At 60.3% G+C, this 18,320-nt stretch carries 14 protein-coding genes and 1 tRNA gene; 13 read left to right on the top strand and 2 right to left on the bottom strand.

Features of this window, described 5'->3' with window-relative positions; translation table 11 throughout:
- Window positions 1–88 precede the first annotated feature (88 nt).
- From DKK75_RS05800 to DKK75_RS05755, 10 genes are all read left to right on the top strand, one after another.
- Window positions 89–1,528: an AI-2E family transporter gene (locus DKK75_RS05800; protein WP_110452494.1), complete on the top strand. Its 1,440-nt coding sequence runs from the start codon at window positions 89–91 to the stop codon at window positions 1,526–1,528.
- Window positions 1,528–2,754 carry a glycosyltransferase family 2 protein gene (locus DKK75_RS05795; RefSeq protein WP_110452493.1) on the top strand — a complete coding sequence of 409 codons (1,227 nt, stop codon included), beginning with the start codon at window positions 1,528–1,530 and terminating at the stop codon, window positions 2,752–2,754. Before DKK75_RS05800 ends, DKK75_RS05795 begins: the two co-directional genes overlap by 1 nt.
- Window positions 2,755–2,832: 78 nt before the next feature.
- The gene (locus DKK75_RS05790; RefSeq protein WP_110452492.1) at window positions 2,833–3,678 is read left to right on the top strand and encodes an ABC transporter ATP-binding protein; all 846 of its coding nucleotides are present in this window, start codon (window positions 2,833–2,835) and stop codon (window positions 3,676–3,678) included.
- Window positions 3,675–5,306, top strand: a complete 1,632-nt coding sequence (locus DKK75_RS05785; protein ID WP_110452491.1) for a hypothetical protein — start codon at window positions 3,675–3,677, stop codon at window positions 5,304–5,306. Before DKK75_RS05790 ends, DKK75_RS05785 begins: the two co-directional genes overlap by 4 nt.
- A 32-nt stretch (window positions 5,307–5,338) precedes the next feature.
- Window positions 5,339–6,874 (top strand): D-alanyl-D-alanine carboxypeptidase/D-alanyl-D-alanine endopeptidase, encoded by a 1,536-nt coding sequence (dacB, locus tag DKK75_RS05780; RefSeq protein ID WP_110452490.1) that lies wholly within the window; start codon window positions 5,339–5,341, stop codon window positions 6,872–6,874.
- A 19-nt stretch (window positions 6,875–6,893) separates the two neighbouring features.
- A complete protein-coding gene (gene tilS / locus DKK75_RS05775) occupies window positions 6,894–8,003 on the top strand; it encodes a tRNA lysidine(34) synthetase TilS (RefSeq protein ID WP_110452564.1) in 1,110 nt (369 codons plus the stop codon).
- Window positions 7,990–8,583 carry a hypoxanthine phosphoribosyltransferase gene (gene hpt, locus DKK75_RS05770; RefSeq protein WP_110452489.1) on the top strand — a complete coding sequence of 198 codons (594 nt, stop codon included), beginning with the start codon at window positions 7,990–7,992 and terminating at the stop codon, window positions 8,581–8,583. Before tilS ends, hpt begins: the two co-directional genes overlap by 14 nt.
- Window positions 8,580–10,694 carry an ATP-dependent zinc metalloprotease FtsH gene (gene ftsH / locus DKK75_RS05765; protein ID WP_110452488.1) on the top strand — a complete coding sequence of 705 codons (2,115 nt, stop codon included), beginning with the start codon at window positions 8,580–8,582 and terminating at the stop codon, window positions 10,692–10,694. Before hpt ends, ftsH begins: the two co-directional genes overlap by 4 nt.
- A gap of 82 nt (window positions 10,695–10,776) precedes the next feature.
- Entirely contained in the window at window positions 10,777–11,859 is a 1,083-nt protein-coding gene (locus DKK75_RS05760; RefSeq protein ID WP_181414484.1) for a dihydroneopterin aldolase, read from the top strand.
- Window positions 11,856–12,404, top strand: a complete 549-nt coding sequence (locus DKK75_RS05755) for a DUF3180 domain-containing protein (RefSeq protein ID WP_110452486.1) — start codon at window positions 11,856–11,858, stop codon at window positions 12,402–12,404. Before DKK75_RS05760 ends, DKK75_RS05755 begins: the two co-directional genes overlap by 4 nt.
- Window positions 12,405–12,524: 120 nt before the next feature.
- On the opposite strand, the gene DKK75_RS05750 is transcribed toward DKK75_RS05755, so the two are convergent.
- Both DKK75_RS05750 and ettA read right to left on the bottom strand, forming a co-directional pair.
- A complete protein-coding gene (locus tag DKK75_RS05750; RefSeq protein ID WP_110452485.1) occupies window positions 12,525–13,430 on the bottom strand; it encodes an acyl-CoA thioesterase in 906 nt (301 codons plus the stop codon).
- A 37-nt stretch (window positions 13,431–13,467) separates the two neighbouring features.
- On the bottom strand, window positions 13,468–15,144 hold the full coding sequence (gene ettA / locus DKK75_RS05745; protein ID WP_110452484.1) for an energy-dependent translational throttle protein EttA: 1,677 nt from the start codon (window positions 15,142–15,144) through the stop codon (window positions 13,468–13,470).
- A 304-nt stretch (window positions 15,145–15,448) separates the two neighbouring features.
- Here ettA and DKK75_RS05740 point away from each other — a divergent pair, with 304 nt between their 5' ends.
- From DKK75_RS05740 to DKK75_RS05730, 3 genes are all read left to right on the top strand, one after another.
- Window positions 15,449–16,075, top strand: coding sequence for an ECF transporter S component (locus DKK75_RS05740; RefSeq protein WP_110452483.1), 627 nt, complete (start codon window positions 15,449–15,451; stop codon window positions 16,073–16,075).
- 88 nt (window positions 16,076–16,163) lie between these two features.
- On the top strand, window positions 16,164–17,792 hold the full coding sequence (locus tag DKK75_RS05735) for a peptide ABC transporter substrate-binding protein (protein WP_110452482.1): 1,629 nt from the start codon (window positions 16,164–16,166) through the stop codon (window positions 17,790–17,792).
- 70 nt (window positions 17,793–17,862) lie between these two features.
- Window positions 17,863–17,939: transfer RNA gene (locus DKK75_RS05730), tRNA-Ile, on the top strand.
- Window positions 17,940–18,320 lie beyond the last annotated feature (381 nt).

The following is an 18,320-nucleotide window of genomic DNA, read 5'->3' as shown; positions in this document are numbered from 1 at the left end:
CCATCAGGATACGTGTGCCCGGATACACCGTCGGCTCAACCTGCGCTCCATAGCCCGCCATGTCAGCCATCCTGCGATAATGGAACATATGGCCAACGAGCAAAAGCAGCGCTTCGATTTCGCGACGGTCTTCCCGCCCAAGGGGGATCCGCGCCGACCTCCTGAGTGGTTCGGACGCGCCCTTCTCTATGTGGTGATAGCCGTCTTTCTGGCTTGGTTCGCCTACTCCTCCTGGTGGAAGATCGAATTCCTGGTGCTGGACGTGGTGATCGCCATCTTCGTCTCCCTGGCCATGGAGCCTCTGGTGCTCAGGCTGGTCAGGCATGGTTGGCGGCGGGGCGCAGCATCGGTGGTCACCCTGATAGGCCTGATCATCATTGTGATCGTCCTTATGGGCTTGTTCGGCAATCTGCTGGTCCAGCAGGTCATCGGCATGGCCAACGGGTTGCCGGCCTTCTATGAGCAGTTGGCCGAATTCATCGCCAGTCGCACCCCCTGGCACCTGCCGGCCATGCAGGATCTGGGCGGGGAGATCGTCAAGAACATCCAGACCTCCTGGGTGACGGACTTCGCCGGGCAGGCCTTGACCACCACCGTGGGGCTGGCAGGGTCCTTCATCAATATCATGACTGTCCTGCTGGTCATCTACTACATCTCCGCGGCAGGCCCCAAGCTGCGCCGCAGCCTCTGCCAGTGGCTGGCCCCCAGGAGCCAGCGCCGATTCCTCTTCGTCTGGACCATCGCCCAGGACCAGATCTCCAGCTTCCTGTTCAGCAGGACCATTCTGGCGCTCATTTCCGCAGCCTGCATGTCGGTCTTCCTGGTCATCCTCAAGGTGCCCTACTGGCTGCCGCTGGCCCTCTTCTGCGGGCTGGTATCCCAGTTCGTGCCTACGATCGGCACCTACATAGGCGGGGCCGTTCCCATAGTGGTGGCCTGGGGGAGCCGCGGACTGCTGATGGCTGTGATCGTGCTGGTCTACATCATCATCTACCAGCAGATCGAAAACATGATTCTGGCTCCCAAGATCTCCCAACGGACCATGGACCTCAACCCGGCCATCGCCTTCCTCTCCGTACTGGCACTGGGTGCAGTCTTCGGAGCTCTGGGCGCCTTCCTGGCCCTGCCTCTGGCGGCCAGCTTCCAGGCCATCTTCTCGGCCTCGGTCAAGCATTACGAGCTGATCGACTCCCCGCTCATGCAGGATCCCAAGCCGGTCGGCAAGTCCAAGGTTGTCGAGGGCGTCGAGGCCTTCAACGAGCACGTGGTCCAGCCGATGGCCAGCCATGTTGGCAGCCGGTCCGCCAAGGGGACCAGTGCCAGGGTCCGGATGGACGATCCTGTCATGACCATTGCCAGCCAGCTCTACCCGACATCCTCGCCGACGGCCAAGGATCTGGACGAGTCGGCCACGGTGCCCATACCCAAGTCCGCCTCGGCCCCCGTAAGGCACAGGCCGCTCAAAGGCGCCGAGACATCCGACGAGGCCTCAGAAGGGGAGGACAACCCTCGCAAGGAGTGGCGCTGATGGCCCTGCTCAAAGTGCTGGACGTCCTGATGCTGCTGCTGGGCGGGGTGGGCATCGTCTACCAGGCCATCTGCATCGTCATTTCCTTCGTCTCCAAGCCGGTGGTCTTTCCTGAGGCTCCCTTCGACAAGCGGTTCGCCGTCCTTATTTCCGCCCGCAACGAGGAGCAGGTGGTCGGTCATCTGATTAACTCCATCAAGGAACAGACCTATCCATCCTCCATGATCGATATATGGCTGGTGGCCGACAACTGCACCGATGACACTGCCGGACTAGCCAGATCCCTGGGCTGTCATGTGGTCGAACGGCAGGACCCGAACCAGGTGGGCAAGGGCTACGCTCTGACCTTTCTGCTGGACCGGATTCTTGAGCGGGGCCTTGCCTCCCGCTACGATGCCTACTTCGTCTTCGATGCGGACAATCTCCTGGACCGCCATTACATCGAAGAGATGAACAAGGCCTTCCAGTCCGGCTTCCGCATACTGACCAGCTACCGCAACTCAGTCAACTTCTCTGACAACTGGGTTTCCTCCGGCTCGGCGCTATGGTTCATCCGGGAATCCCGGTTCCTCAACACCTCGAGGATGGTCATCGGGTCCAGCTGCCATGTGGGAGGAACCGGGTTCATGTTCTCCAGGGAAGTCATGGAGCGCAACAACGGCTGGAAGTTCCATCTGCTGACCGAAGACCTGGAGTTCACTATGGATTCCGTCCTGCATGGCGAACGCATCGGCTATTGCGGCACGGCAATCCTTTATGACGAGCAGCCCGTCACCTTCAAACAGAGCTGGCGGCAACGGTTGCGTTGGAGCAAGGGCTTTCTTCAGGTCTTTCGCTACTACGGGCCTGCTCTGATCTCTCGGGCCTTCCGCGAACGCGACTTCTCGGCCGTGGACCTGACCATTCTCATCTGTCCGCTGACCGTCCTAGGCCTGGTCCGTTGCTTCTTCGGCCTGCTCTTCCCTGCTCTGGGTTTCGTGACCTGGACCAGCCAGGTAACCGCACTGGTAGATGGCATCGCCGCTGGAGTTCTTGGTGTCCTGGCCCTGATGGGCCTGGCTGCTTTGACTGTGCTGGCCGAGCGGGACAAGATCGGCGCATCCAACAAGGAGCTTTTCGCGTACTGTCTGAGCTTCCCCATCTTCATGCTGAGTTACCTGCCCATCTCCTTCCAGGCTATTTTCGCCAATCCTGGATGGAAGCCCATCGAGCACTCCGGGCACTGAGACCGGGCATCCGCCGACATGCGAACTAGATTATGGAGGCGGCCAGGAGCGGGATAGTGATGGGATAGACTTAAGGCCATGTCCGATGAAGCCCGATCAGCCAGCATGACCGTCCAGACGGCAGTGGCTCCTCCGCCCGATCCACAGGCAGCGGTCTCTATTCGCGCCCTGGTCAAGTGCTACCAGGGCCGGCCTGCTGTCAACGCTCTCTCTCTGGACATTCCCAGGGGGTCCTTCTATGGGATAGTCGGCCCCAACGGCGCGGGAAAGACCACCACGCTGAACATGGTGACCGGCCTCCTGGCGCCTGACTCCGGAAAGGTCATGATTCTGGGCAGGGACGTATGGTCTGACGTGGATACGGCCAAGCGGATCATCGGCGTCATGCCCCAGGGTGACCAGATCTTTGACAGGCTGACCGGTCTGCAATTGCTGGTCTACTCGGGCATGCTGCGTCGAATGCCGCGCGAGGAGGCGCTGAGCAGGGCCAGGGACCTGCTGGAGGCTTTCGACCTGACCGATGCCGCAGGCAAGCGGATCTGCGATTATTCATCCGGTATGGCCAAGAAGATCTGCCTGGCCACTGCAATGATCCATTCCCCTAGACTTCTGGTACTGGATGAGCCTTTCGAGTCGGTCGACCCAGTCTCCAGCGCCAATCTCAAGGACATCCTTGTCGAGTATGTCGATACTGGAGGAACCGTGGTCATTTCCTCGCATGTCATGGCCCTGGTGGAGCGGATGTGCACTCATGTAGCCATCATCAATCATGGTCTGGTTCGGGCTGATGGCACAGTGGCTCAGGTCGCAGCAGGGGAGGACCTGGAGGATCGTTTCCTGGATCTCGTCGGCGGCCGTCATCAGGCCCGCCGGATCGCTTGGCTGAACGGTTCCGGGTCTGAGGAAGACCAGGAGACGGAATGAGCACGACAACCACCATCATCGCCATGCGTTGGTCCATTACCTGGGGAACGATCAAGCACTCCTCCTGGCAGATGGTCGGTGCCATTGTCAGTTTGCTCATGGCCATAGGCATCTGTCTGGCCTCTTGGCAGACTGCGCTGACGCTAGGGGGCTGGCTGCCCGGCGCCGGTCCGAGCGACCGCCGGCGTATGGGGACTGTATTGATCCTGCTCCTGGTCGGGCTTACCTTGGGAGTGATCCTGATACAACTGATCTTTTTGGGCCAGGGGTCGATCCTGAGTCCTTCGCGATTCGTTCTTTACGGGATTCCTGACGGTCAGTTGCAATTGGGGCTCTACCTGGCCGGGTTGACCGGGCCTGCGGGATTGACCGGTCTTGTCTGCTTTCTGGCTCTGACGGCCATCTATGCCCGCATGGGTGTCGGAGCTGCGATCATGGCTTTGGTTGCGGCTCTGCTGGCTGTCATGGTAATGCTGGCCTTGTCCCGTGCCGTTTTGGACCTGGTCGGCACGCTGATGGTTGCTCGGCGCACCCGATCCGGGCTCTATCTGCTGGTCACCATGGTGATCATGGTTTTGTGCATGCTGCCCTCTCTGTTGAGCAGTGAGATTATGAATGGCATGGCAGTGGACGCCGACTCCATGAAGTCCGTGGCCGACTTGCTGGCTTGGACGCCGCTGGGCGCCGCTGTCCGTCTGCCTGAGGATCTTCTTGCGGGATCATGGTGGGCTCTGGCTGGACGTCTGTGTATGGAGCTGGCCACGCTGACTCTCTGTTTCATGATCGGCATGCTGTGTCTGCGTCATGACCGTTTGCACACTGGGGCGAGCGCTGAGCGGTCGACTGCCTCCAAGGGACTGGGGATGCTGGGCCGGTCCCGGAACGCTGTGGATGCAATGACCGCACGGCTTCTGATCTATCTGCGTCAGGATTCTCGCAAGCTGTCTATCTATCCGCTTTTGCTGGTCCTGATGGTTCTGTACGCAATAATCTTCCGTCAGATGCCCATGCTGATATGGCTGGGACCGGTTTTAGGCGCCCTGATACTGGAGATTCCCGAGGGCAACGCCTTGGCCTACGATGGGCTCGCCCTGCGCATGGAGATAGCTGCGGGAGTAAAGGGTCGTGAGGACCGGCTGTCCCGTGTCCGCAGCCATCTGATTGTGGCTATGCCCTGCATGTTCCTCCTCGGGCTGGTGACTTTGGCGCTCTCCGGGGCAATGAAGGGCGGACGAGACTTGGTCATCTCCCTGGATCTGCTGGCTGCGACCATAGGATTGCTTCTGTCTGGGCTGGGAGTTGCCCAGATTTTTTCGGCCCTGCTGATCTATCCGGTACCCTCTATGGACCTGCCCTTCACATCGCCGCAGGGACGTGCTGTTGCCCAGGGCTTCCTGCCAATGCTGCAATTGCTGGCTAGCCTGGTGATTATGCTGCCCACCATATTGGTGGCATTGCCGACTATGACCAAGGGCGGGATTCTTCCGCTCTGGCTGCCTGTGCCGGTCGCATTGGCGAACGGTCTGATTGTGCTTGCCGCAGGTATAGTTTTGGGATCCCGGATCTTCGATCGTCGACAGTCGGCCATTCTGCTGACTCTGGATCGATACGATTCCCTGCAGTCCTGATGTCGTCTCGGGACGAGTACTAGGCTAGTGGGATGATGTCGACCGATCCGAAGTCCATGAGTGCCGCCGGGCCTCCGTTGAATTCGGTCGGCGGGCGCAAGTTCGGGAGAGAGCAATTGGGTGACAGACATCAGCAGCGCATAACGCGCCGTCGTCGGACCAAGCGCCGCTGGCGTGTGGTCTTGACTGCGCTTGCAGCGATCATGCTGGTTGTCAGCTACGCCTGCATGGACCTGGCTGACTTGGCGCCCGGTCCGCTGACCTTGGCTAAGACCAGCCATTCGTCGATTCCCGCTGCGGTCATGATGGGCGAGTCGTCAACTGCAGCCGTGGACCGGCCTGGACCCGCAGTGGATGTCGGCCAGGTCCAGCAGCTGGTCAATGCTTTCGCCGATACGCCTGGCTTAGGCAATGCATACTCCTTGGTCGTGCGGCAGGCTGATGGACGGGTGCTGGCTCAGAAGAACGCCGACCAGGCGCGCCAGCCGGCCTCTACCATGAAGACCTTGACCGCCGCAGCTGCCGCCTCAGTTCTGGACATGTCGTCCCAGCTGGATACTGAGGTGCTGCTGAATTCCTCTTCTTCCTCGTCGGCAACGCTGACCCTGCGCGGTAATGGCGACATGCTTCTAGGCGCCGGCAAGGATGATCCTCTGCACGTCAATGGTCGGGCCGGGCTGGGAACCCTGGCCGAGCGGACGGCCCAGGCCCTGCGCAAGCAGGGGATCGACCGCGTGGCATTGGCCTACCAGGATACGCTCTTCGGCGATGATCGGATGCCTAAGGGCATCGAAGACAACAATCCTGATGGCATCTACTTCCAGGAGTCTGTTTCCATGGCCGTGGATGAGGCCCGGCAGGGACGGACCGAGCCTGACGCTGATCCGGACGCAGGCGGGGTCTATCTTCCCAGGGTCGAGAATCCGGCAGGAGCCGCTGCGGCTGTCTTTGCCAACAGCCTGACGCAGTCCGGAATCCATGTGGATAATGCACAGGCGCCAGACCGTATCGATCATGCTCAGGGTAGGGTTCTGGCCCGTGTCCGCTCGGCTCGGCTCAGCGAGGTCATGTCGCTGATGCTACGCAACTCGGATAACAGCCTGGCTGAGCTTTTCGGTCGTCTGACCGCCTTGGCCTTGGACATGCCCAACAGCCCAGCCGGGGCGGTGAAAGCCGTTACCAGCACGCTGAGCAAGCTGGGCGTGGACACTGCGGGCCTCAACATGGCCGATTGCTCTGGACTGACTCCTGGTTCCACCCTAAAGGTGGGCACCTTGGCGGACATTCAGCAGCTGGCCCTGTCCAAGAAGGGCCTGACCCCTCTGGTCAAGGGTCTGTCGGTGGTGGGGCTGACCGGCACGGCAGCCAGACGGAAAATAGACAATCAGGCCGACGGGCTGATCCGGGCCAAGACCGGAACCTTGGATCATGTGACTTCGCTGGCAGGCAATGTGATTCGACGCTCCGGCGGCGTTCTGGTCTTTGCTGTAGTCGTCAACGACCCCGAGGATGCGGCTGCTGCCAGGCATGCTGTGGACACCCTGGTCGGATCCTTGGATCGGCTCTGAGCGGGAAACGGCTTGGACTATGGTCTATTCAGCGGAGATGAAAAAGGCGGTGGGGCTCCTGCGCTCAACCCTGGACCGGGAGGGCCTGGGCTTGCAGGATCGACGGTTTGCCCATCACGGGGTGCATCAGCCTGATCCGGATGCTCCTCTGATTCTGGTGGCCTGCTCAGGAGGTCGGGACTCCTTGGCCTTGGCCTGTGTAGCCCACCTGGCGGCCGATATGAACGGGCTGCGGTGCGGTGCCCTGCTGATTGATCACGGCCTGGCGCCTGATTCGGATCGGATCGCCGAGCGCGCGGCTGGAACCTGCCGGAAGCTGGGGTTGAATCCGGTCCGCGTCACCAGAGTGGATGTGCCTGTCACTTCGGCTGGCACTGAGGCCGATGCCCGTGTGGTCCGCTACCAGGCCCTCTCCGAGCAGGCCCTCGAACTGGGTGCCAGGGCCGTCCTTCTGGCGCACACCCGTGACGATCAGGCCGAGACGGTGCTGATCGGCCTGATCCGTTCCCAGGGGCTGGAGGCCATCACTGGCATGGCTCGGCGTGTGGAGCGTGGAGGGATGCGCTACCTTCGCCCATTCCTTGACCTGGACCGGAAGGATACCACGGCCATTTGCCGCCAGCAGGGGATCAGCTGGTGGGACGACCCCACCAACGGCGATGATCAGCCGGCTGACCGTACGCTTCCCAAGACGATGCCGCTGCGCTCGCGAATCCGTCACGACCTGCTGCCCGAGTTGAATCGCTTCGCTAGCCGGGACATGGTGCGCCGTCTTGCCCTGGGGGCGGACATGGCACGTCTGGATCAGGAGTATTTGGATACCCAGGTGGATGAGTTGTTCCGGCGACTGGTTACCCGCCCTGATTCGGATCAGAGGGCTAAAGGGGTTCTGGCTCGCTTGGATGCCCACGGGTTGTCCGACTGTCATCCGGCCCTGCGCACCCGCCTGCTGGCTCAGGTGCTGACCAGGCTGGGCATTCGTTTCACAGCTGTGCAGGTTCGGGCTCTGGATGACTTGGTCTGTCGATGGCACGGCCAGCAGGGTCCCCGATTTCCCAGCTCCCATACAGCAATCCGCAAGGGTCAAGTCATTCTCATATGCAATGATGGGGACCATGCGCATCGCTGATATTCAATCCCATATCGACCATGAACTGGTGTCCAAGGAACGGATAAAGGAGCTGATCAACCGGACGGCCGAGCAGGTCAGCCGGGATTACCGGGACAAGAACCCGATCATGCTGGCCGTGCTCAAGGGGGCCTTCAACACGCTTGCCGCCCTCTCACAGGCTGTTACCATTCCGGTTCAGATCGAGTTCATGAGCATCTCCAGCTATCCGGCTGGCAAAACCAGCGTCTCCGAGGGCGACTTGGACATCAGGATGGATTTGGACTGTGATGTGCGCGGTCGGCATATTCTGATTGTTGAGGATATTATCGATTCCGGCTACACCTTGCACTGGTTGGTTGAGCGTCTCAAGGAGCGAGGAGCTGCATCTGTGGAGATCTTCACCCTGCTGGACAAGACCTCTCGGCACGAGGTTGAGGTGAATGTCAAGTATCCGGGATTCGCCATACCCGACGAATTCGTTGTCGGCTTCGGGCTGGATTACGACGAGCAGTACCGTAATCTGGACTCGATAGCCGTACTGAGGTCCGAAGAATATGCGGACCCGACTCAGGAACAGGATCAGAGGGGGCAGTCATGAGCTACTCGCAGGGACCGCAGCAGGGTCCGCCCAATGGAGACAGGGACAACCGGGATAAGGGCAACAACCCCTTCAACTTTAATTTGGGCAGCAACGGTTCTGGATCCAACGGGGGCAACCGTTCCTTCTGGCATTCCCCTTGGCTTTGGGGAATCCTGGCCGTGGTCATCATTCTGGCCATCTTCGGTTTCTTCAGCAGTCAGAACGGCGCCCAGACCATCGACACGCAGGACGGCCTGGAGCTGCTGAACGACCGCAGCAGCATGGTCAGGAAGGCCGAGATCACCGAGAAGATGCAGGTTGTCGAGCTCAAGCTCAATACCGACTTCGTCAAGGATGTGCCCGGTTTCCGCGGTAACCGCACCTCTAAGAACTTCGGCAAGGACGTACAGTTCTACTACGTGGAGGCCCAGGGGGAGCAGGTGGTCAAGGCCGTCGAGAAGGCCAAGCCCTCCGAGGGGTACAACTCGGTGGTGCCGCAGACCAGCATGATGAGCTACCTGATCTCCTCCATTCTTCCCATGCTGATCATTCTGGGAGTCTTCTGGTTCCTGCTCTCGCGCATGTCCTCGGCGGCCGGCGGCGGCATGTTCGGGATGGGTGGCAAGAAGAACTCCGCCAGGCTGAACGACGGGCAGACCCCTAAGACCAAGTTCTCGGACGTGGCCGGTGAGGAGGCCGCCGTCCAGGAGGTTGAGGAGATCAAGGAATTCCTTAAGGATCCGTCCAAGTACAAGGCTTTGGGTGCTCGCATACCCCGAGGGGTTCTGCTCTATGGTCCGCCTGGAACCGGCAAGACCCTGTTGGCCAGGGCCATCGCTGGCGAGGCAAGCGTGCCCTTCTACTCCATGGCAGGATCCGACTTCGTCGAGATGTTTGTTGGTCTGGGAGCGTCCCGAGTGCGTGACCTGTTCGACGAGGCCAAGAAGAATGCCCCGGCCATCATCTTCATCGACGAGATCGACGCAGTGGGCGGCAAGCGCGGATCCGGCATGAGCGGCGGTCACGATGAGCGCGAGCAGACTCTGAACCAGCTCCTGGTCGAGATGGACGGCTTCGACAACGACACCAACCTGATCATCATCGCAGCCACCAACCGCCCCGATATTCTGGATCCTGCACTGCTCAGGCCCGGTCGGTTCGACCGCCAGGTGGCCGTGGAGGCTCCGGATCTGGAGGGGCGTGAGGCCATCCTCAAGGTCCATGCCAAGGGCAAGCCCTTCGTGCCTGATGTGGATCTGCATACCGTGGCCGTGCGCACGCCCGGCTTCACCGGCGCCGACCTGGCCAACGTGCTCAACGAGGCGGCCCTGCTGACTGCGCGTTCCGATGCTCAGCTGATCGATAACCGAGCCATCGACGAGGCCATCGACCGTGTGCTGAGCGGACCTCGTCGGCGGACCAAGGGCATGGCTCTGGCTGAAATGCGCAACACTGCCTACCATGAGGGCGGCCACGCCATGGTGGCGGCGGCCCTGCACCACACAGACCCGGTCACTAAGGTGACTATTTTGCCGCGCGGGCGGGCCCTGGGCTATACCGCAGTCATGCCCACCACAGACCGCTATTCGCAGTCTCGCAACGAGTTGCTGGATCAGATGGCCTACGCCATGGGCGGCCGCGTGGCAGAAGAGGTGGTCTTCCATGACCCGACTACCGGCGCATCCAATGACATCGAGAAGGCCACCAGCATTGCCCGGCAGATGGTGCTGCAGTATGGCTTCTCATCCAAGCTGGGAGCCATCAAGTGGGCCGATGAGAACGACCAGGATTCCGGGCTTGATGCTTTGAAGCCTCACAACTATTCGGAGAAAACGGCCGAAGCCATCGATGAGGAAGTCCACGATCTTATCGAGACGGCCCACCAAGAGGCCTGGCGGATCATCACCGAGAACCGTGACGTGCTCGACGAGCTCGTTCGACAATTGCTGGTCAAAGAGACTCTGAACAAGGATGAGCTGGCTGCTGTCTTCGCTGGTCTGCGCAAGGCTCCTGAGCGTCAGCTCTGGCTGTCCGCACCGGATCGGCCGGACTCTGAGCAGCCTCCTGTGGAGATTCCTGAGGAGCTCAGACGCAGCGTAAACGGGTCGTCTGCAGAAGACCAGCGCTGAATTCGGAATTGGCCCGGCGCCTTGTATATGGTTTCGGGCTTTTCTGCAGTGAATGTTCCAAGGCAAGGGAGGGGCGTACAACATGGATTCCATCCGTCTGAGCTCCATCAAGGCTGCACCCCTGCATGACGATCAAGGGTCTGGATCCGGCTACCAGGTCGATGCCGTGCTCTACCTGGATTTGAGTGAGGCAGGCAGACTCAACGACGGCACTCAGACCGTTGACTATGTGCAGATCGTTCGCAGGATCGTCAATCTGATTCGCAAGGAGCCGATTGACGAGATTCTGGAATCCCTGACCGCCAAGGTGGCTGATGCCATCCTGCTCTCCCACCAGATCCGCCGCACCCGGGTCACAGTCACTCGTTTGGGCGCTGATCAGGGAACAGGTGTCGATTTTCAGGTGGCGGTCACCCTGGAGCGGGCGGCTGCCGATCAGATACAAGGCAATCCGGGCAGCATGGAGTCTGGACGCGTAAACGGCGACGGGCATGCTGTGCTAGGACACCCCTCGCTCCTGCTGTCTGGTCAGGACGATCCAGGTCAAGCGGCACGGGCGCGGCTGCGTCATCCTGTTACCGCGTCCAGACAGGACGTCCTGTCCTCATATCCTGAAAATGAGGATGAAGCTTCCAGCCAGCTGGCTACTGAGGAATCCAAAGCACAGGGTCTTCTGATGCGTGATGTGATTGCGCTGGAAGGGGCATCAGGAACCGACCGATTGGTCATGCTTCGGGCTCTTGCAGCCCTGGATGGGATCCCTGGCAGCCAGCTGGTCGGCATCTCGCCCCTGTATTCCTACCGGGATGAACAGGGAGACCAGCGTCTATCGGCCGTGGTGATCCTGCAGACGCCGCTGGATCTGGAGGGGCTGCGGTCAGCTCTGGATATGGTGGCCGCCCCTATCAGAAAGATTGGCGGACTGGATGCAGACGTGGTGGAGGTGGAGACCTCGGACGGCTCGCTTCCCTCTGCTCAGGACCGCCCGCCTCTACTGACCTCTGACGCCCCATCGCGCATTCTAGTGCCTTGGGCTTATTTGGAGCCTGAGCATTGCCTGCCCGGAGCTGGCGGATCCTGTCTGGCGAGTCTGGCCAACCGTGCTCCTGACCGTGATCGCATCAGCATGGTTTCGGAGGACTGGATTCTGGACGGACTGTCATGAAAGCTCGCCGCACCCCGCTTGTGCACTATCTGGTCGCCCTGGTCCTAGGCCTGATGGGAGGCGCTGGAATCTCGGAACTGGGCATGTCCACTAGGACGGACCTCATGGGGGTTCCCTGGCTGGTCATCCTGTTGCTCTTCCTGTTGGGGTTGGCAATCCTGATCATGGCCTTCCAAGTGCATCGTTACGCCAAGGGAGACCGCAAGGAGATGGATTTGCGCTTCGCGGTCAACGTGCTGATCATGAGCAAGGCCTTGGGAATTGCCTGTGCTGCCCTTTTGGGCTGGTATGGCAGTCAGGCACTGATCAGCATGGGCCATGCAGCCGCGCCTTATTACGCGCGGGTCATGCAGGAGTGCCTGGTCGCATCCCTGGTCTGTCTGATTGATGTGGCGGCCGGAGCAGTGGGGGAGTGGCTCTGCCAGTTGCCCCCGAACGACGGTCCTGAAAAACCTGACGGACGCAAGTCCACGCGCAGACCCATGGCTGATGCGGCTGATGCTGCCGAGAAGCAGGCTGACTCGGTGGATGATCGGCGCAGTTGAACCAGCTGGTGACGGTGCTGAGAAATTTCCTGGTTCGTCGGGACAATTATCGCTGAAGCTTTTACCGGTTGCTGCGGCAAAAGCTTCAGCAAGGGATCAGTAGATCAGTAGATCAGTAGATCAGTCCTTAGGCACCCTGATCATGGCTTCCTGAACCATGAAGGCTGCTAGATCACCCTGACGGGTGTAGACCTTGGCTATGCACAGGCTGCGGCCGTGGGCGGCCACAGGGGACTCCTGAATGAAGCAGTGCCAGTCACAAGGGTCTAGATCCTGATACCACCACATAGCATGGTCGATGGAGGCGAAGGAAATCCCCGGAGTGGTCATGCTCAGCCCAGCACGACGCAGGGCGGGTTCCATCATGATCTGATCGCATTCCATGGCCAGCAGGGCCCGGCGCATCAGCGGGTCCAGGTCGGCTTTTCCCTGGGTGCGGCTCCAAACGGCCTGGCGACTTCTGCCGTCATCCCCGGAATCACTGTTTTCTGCATCGTCCAACAGGACCGTACCGCCCACATGACGGAGGTCGAAGGGGCTCTGATGAGCATAGTAGTCAGCGAAGGGGGACTGGTCGGCATAGGGTTCCATCTGTTCCCGGGAGCCAGGCAGATCCTCCGGATTTGGCAGACCGGTCGGCATGGGATCGCCATAGTGGATACCCTCCTGGCCGACCTGCTGATAGGAGAGGAGGGCGTTCAGGATGGTCCGCTCCCCCTGACGCAGATCAACTCGCCTGGAGGAGAAGGAGTGCCCGTCGCGAATGGTCTCAACTTCCGCTTGGATGTCCTGCTTCAGGAGTCCCGTACGCAGGTAATAGGCATGCATCGAGTGGGGCAGTCGACCTCCGGGCACAGTCCGTCCGCCAGCCATGATGGCCTGGCCCAGCAGCTGGCCCCCGTAGAGGCGACCAGTGGGAAAGTCCAGCGATTCGCCCCGAAAGCGGGAACGGCCATCGACAGGCTGCTGTTCTTGTACATCCAGAGCAGCGATGGCTCGGACCAGTGATTCATCTGCCGTGCTCATACTTCTCCTTGGCCCTCCCTCTCTTGTGATGTTTTGCTCAGCGGGTCAACTTGCGGTGGATGCGGTGGGGTCTGGAGGCCTCCTCACCCAGACGCTTGACCTTGTTCTCTTGATATGCCTGGAAGTTGCCCTCGAACCAGTACCAGGAGGCCGGGTTTTCGTCTGTGCCTTCCCAGGCCAGGATATGGGTGGCGATCCTGTCCAGGAACCAGCGGTCGTGCGAGATGACCACAGCGCAGCCGGGGAAGGCCAGCAGGGCGTTTTCCAGACTTTCCAGGGTCTCCACATCCAAGTCGTTGGTTGGCTCGTCCAGCAGAAGGAGGTTGCCGCCCTGCTTGAGAGTGAGTGCCAGGTTCAGTCTGTTGCGCTCGCCGCCGGAAAGGACACCGGCCTGTTTCTGCTGATCCGAGCCTTTGAAGCCGAAGGATGCCACGTAGGCGCGGGTGGGCACCTCGACGCCACCGACCTCGATGAAGTCCAGCCCCCCGGATACCACCTCCCAGAGGTTCTTGTTAGGATCGATGCCCTCGCGGTTCTGATCCACATAGGAGATCTTGACCGTGTCGCCGACCTCCAAGGAGCCCGATGTCAGCGGCTCCAGGCCCACGATGGTCTTGAAGAGCGTGGACTTGCCCACGCCATTGGGGCCGATGACGCCCACTATGCCGTTTCTGGGCAGAGTGAAGCTCAGATCGTCGATCAGAACGCGGTCGCCGAAGGCCTTATGGATGTGCTCGGCCTCCAACACCTTGGAGCCCAGACGGGGCCCCGGCGGAATCTGGATCTCGGAGAAGTCCAGCTTCTTGTTGTTCCGGGCCTCGTTCTCCATCTGCTCGTAACGCTCAAGACGGGCCTTGTTCTTGGCCTGACGGGCCTTGGGCGAGGAACGGACCCATTCCAGTTCGGTATTGAGCCGTTTGGCCAGCTTGGCATCCTTCTGCCCCTGGACCTCCAGACGCTTGGCCTTGGTCTCCAAGTATGTGGAGTAGTTGCCCTGGTAGGGGTAGAGGTGGCCGCGATCGACCTCGCAGATCCACTCAGCTACGTTGTCCAGGAAGTACCGGTCGTGGGTCACGGCCAGGACGGCGCCCTTGTAGGTGTGCAGGTACTGTTCCAGCCAGAGGATGGACTCGGCATCCAGGTGGTTGGTGGGCTCGTCCAACAGAAGCAGGTCAGGTGCTTCCAGCAGCAGGCGGCATAGAGCCACCCGGCGGCGCTCGCCTCCAGAGATGACCGAGACCGGGGTGTCCGGGTCGGGGCACTGCAGGGCATCCATGGCCTGATCCAGCTGGGAGTCAAGATCCCAGCCATTGGCGGCATCGATCTGCTCTTGAAGCTGGCCCATCTCGGTCATGAGAGCATCATAATTGGCGTTGGGGTCGGCCATCTGCTCGCCGATCTGATTGAATCGGTCCACCTTGCTCATGATGTCGCCGAAGGCCATACGAATATTCTCGCCCACGGTCTTGTCCTCGTCCAGGGGCGGCTCCTGCTGGAGAATGCCTACCGTATAGCCGGGGGTGAGCTGTGCTTCGCCGTTGCTGACCGTGTCCAGGCCGGCCATGATCCGCAGGAGGGTGGATTTGCCCATGCCATTGGGGCCCACCACGCCAATCTTGGCGCCGGGCAGGAAACTCAGGGTTACATCGTCCAGGATGACGCGGTCGCCGAAGGACTTGCGCGCCTTGATCATCTGATAAATGAATTCGGCCAAGAAGCTACCTCACAGTACCATAGAGAGACAGTGCAAACTGCATTCATGGTAGTGGGAACTTCTGACTTATGCGCCGGGCTGATAAGCAAGGTGGAGTGGGCGGATGGCCGCTTATAAACAAGACCTATGACCCGGCCCTGGTTCTGCAGCTGTGGTCGGGGTAGCCTTGAGTCGACGTTCCCGCCCGGCATGCGCAGGTCAAGGAACGCCGGACGGGCCTTTGTCGGCATGGGCAGGCTGCGTCATATCGCTGTGCGCATGAGGAACGGGCCGTCCGCTCTATGACGGCCGTAAGGGAGTCTCAATGACGGCGAAACAGCAGCAGGGTCGGATTTCCGCAGCTCATCGGTTGCGCTGGAGACCGCTTGACATTGCGGTCGGCGCCGGACTGGGCGCGGTGTCAGGGCTGATCTACTGGTTGGCCAGCCTGCTCGCCTCGTGGATATTCCCGCTGATGACGGCCCTTCTTCCCGGTATGGCCGCCCTTTTGCATGGGATCTTCTATTTTCCCTGCACTCTGTCCCTGCTGATATTGCGCAAGCCTGGCGCGGCCGTCTATGTTGGCATCATCAGCGTCCTGGTCGAGATTTTGCCAGGCAACGCCTATAACGTGCCGATGATTTTTGTGGAGGCCATCGTCGAGGCCCTCTGCGCGGAGTTGGCCTTCGGAATATTCCGCTACCGCCGGTGGACCCTGGGAACTACCGTTCTGGGTGGAATTCTGATAGCGCTGGTGTATAACGCTTTTCTCCTGGCCTTCTACTATCAGGGGGTCTCCCTCCTCAGCCCGAGAGGGATCATCGGCACCATCTGCGAACTGATCAGCGGAGTGGTCCTGGCTGGACTGACCAGCTGGTTCCTCTTCCGGGCCATCGGCAGCACCGGTGCGCTGGATCGGCTGGCATCCGGGCGGGATGTCAGGCAGGTCTGAACATCGGCATCCTCGCCAAACCGACTGCATTGACTATAGGTTTGTTGTGCAGCTGTGACAGCCCGTACCGGGCAGGAAGGGTCCTCCTATGACCAAGCTTCGTTCCTACCTCGCAGCAGCGGTGTTGCCCCTTATCCTGGCAGCGGGCGCTTGCGGCACCTCCCAGGCTTCCCACGAAGACAGAATCGACCCCCATGCTGCCATCAGCGTCAACAATGCCGAACCTGCGGCTCCTCTGATTCCCTCCAGCACCAACGACACCGCGGGCTGGAAGGTGGTGACCCAGCTATTCGATGGGTTGGTCACCTTCGACGCCAAAGGCGGGATGACCCTGGTCGAGGCCGAATCGATTACTCCCAATGAGGATGCAAGCCGGTACACGATCGTCCTCAAACCAGGACTCACGTTCAGCAATGGGGAGAAGATCACCGCCAAGACCTACGCGGATTCGTGGTCTTTTGCCGCGAATGCAGCCAATGGGCAGCTGGGGGCCTCGGCTTTTTCGACCATTGCCGGGTACGAGCAGGTGCAGGATGAGCATGGCGACCCCAAGACCCCTCTGTCTGGTCTTCGGGTGGTTGACGACCTGACTCTGGAGGTGACCATGAGCAAGCCGGATTCCTCCTTCCCCTACAAGGTGGGAGATGTAGCCTTCCTTCCCCTGCCCGCGTCCGCCTACAAGGACATCAAAGCCTTCGGCAAGAAACCGATCGGGAATGGGCCCTACCGCTTCAAATCATGGGTGCCCAATCAGGCAATCAGGCTGGAGAAGGATCCTGCATACAAAGGGCCGCGCAAGGTTCGGAACGGAAGCCTGGAGTTCAGGGACTACCAGAGCCTTGATGCCGCCTATGCCGATGTTGAAGCCGGCCACCTGGACTTGCTTGATACGGTTCCGGTCTCCCGCCTGAAAACCTTCCGTGCCGATTCGGACCTGCAGCCCCTGATCAAGCCGGGGCCGGCCTTCCGATCCCTGACCATCCCGCAAGGCTTGGAGCATTTCCAGGGGCAGGAAGGCGCCCTTCGCCGGGCGGCCCTGTCATATGCCCTGGATCGCGCGGAAATAGCAGACAAGGTCTTCGCCGGTTCGGTGACACCGGCTACTGATTTTCTTGCCCCCACCATCAAGGGGAATGCCGCCGGCCTCAAAGGCAATGAGGTGCTGAGCCACGATCCGGACCAGGCTCGTAAACTTTGGAAGGAGGCTGACGCCATATCTTCCTGGAAGGGCACGCTTCGCATCGCGTACAGCGCCGACGGGACCGACAAGGACTGGGTAGATGCGGTTCTGCATGAGTACGCCCAGGTTCTGGGGATCAAGACGGAACCGAATATCTTCCCGACCGGCAAGGAATTCAATACGGCGGTTCATAACCGTCAGATCAACAGCATTTTCAATTCGGGCATCACCTCGGACTATCCCCATCCCGAGGGCTACTTGGTTCAGGGTTATGCCTCCAGCCAGGCTGATGGCAAGGGGCTGAACAACGGGGATTACAAAAGTGCAGAATATGATGCCATCCTCTCTCGAGCTGCCTCCAAGTCCGACCAGGACGAAGCCATGCAGGATTACCGCCAGGCCGAGGCTGTGCTCTTCAAGGATCTTCCAGTGCTGCCGCTCTGGTACAGGAAGGTCTCGGCAGTGGCCGGCAAACAGGTCCGCCAGGCTCCTTTCGGGTACATGGGTCTGCCTGTCTACAATCAGGTCGCCAAATAGGTTCGACAACCCGGATCTGGTTGATGACGAGTCGTTTTGATACCATGACTCTGGCCGGTACGATCGGCGTGGGGCCTTAGCTCAGTCGGTTAGAGCAAACGACTCATAATCGTTCGGTCCAGGGTTCAAGCCCCTGAGGCCCCACCAGACGAAACCCCTACGAGCACCAAGCCTGCAGGGGTTTTCTTATGCTTGCTGACATGGGGGCTTAGACTCAAAATGTATACTAAATGCATACTGTCCTGCATGGGGAAATAGATTGGCATCATCTTCACTGCCGACTTCGGTCGAGCGCTCGCACCACCTGTATGGGTGCCTTGCATTTGAGTGTGCAGGCATCCGCTCGATCTTCTTGTGCCGGGCTTCGAGGAGCTTACTGCCCTGCTGAGATTCGGCGGAGCGTCGAAGATCGCATCTTTACCTTGCTCGGGGAGTGTACGGATGCGCTGGTTGCGTTCCTGGCTGGTATCGCTATGCTGCTGCCGCCACGCTTTCGGACGGGTGGTCGCATCGTCGCGATCGCTGAAA

The sequence above is a fragment of the Bifidobacterium asteroides genome (assembly GCF_003202695.1).
In the GTDB taxonomy this organism is placed as follows: Bacteria; Actinomycetota; Actinomycetes; order Actinomycetales; family Bifidobacteriaceae; genus Bombiscardovia; species Bombiscardovia asteroides_G.
This window is presented reverse-complemented; position numbering and strand designations above follow the sequence as displayed.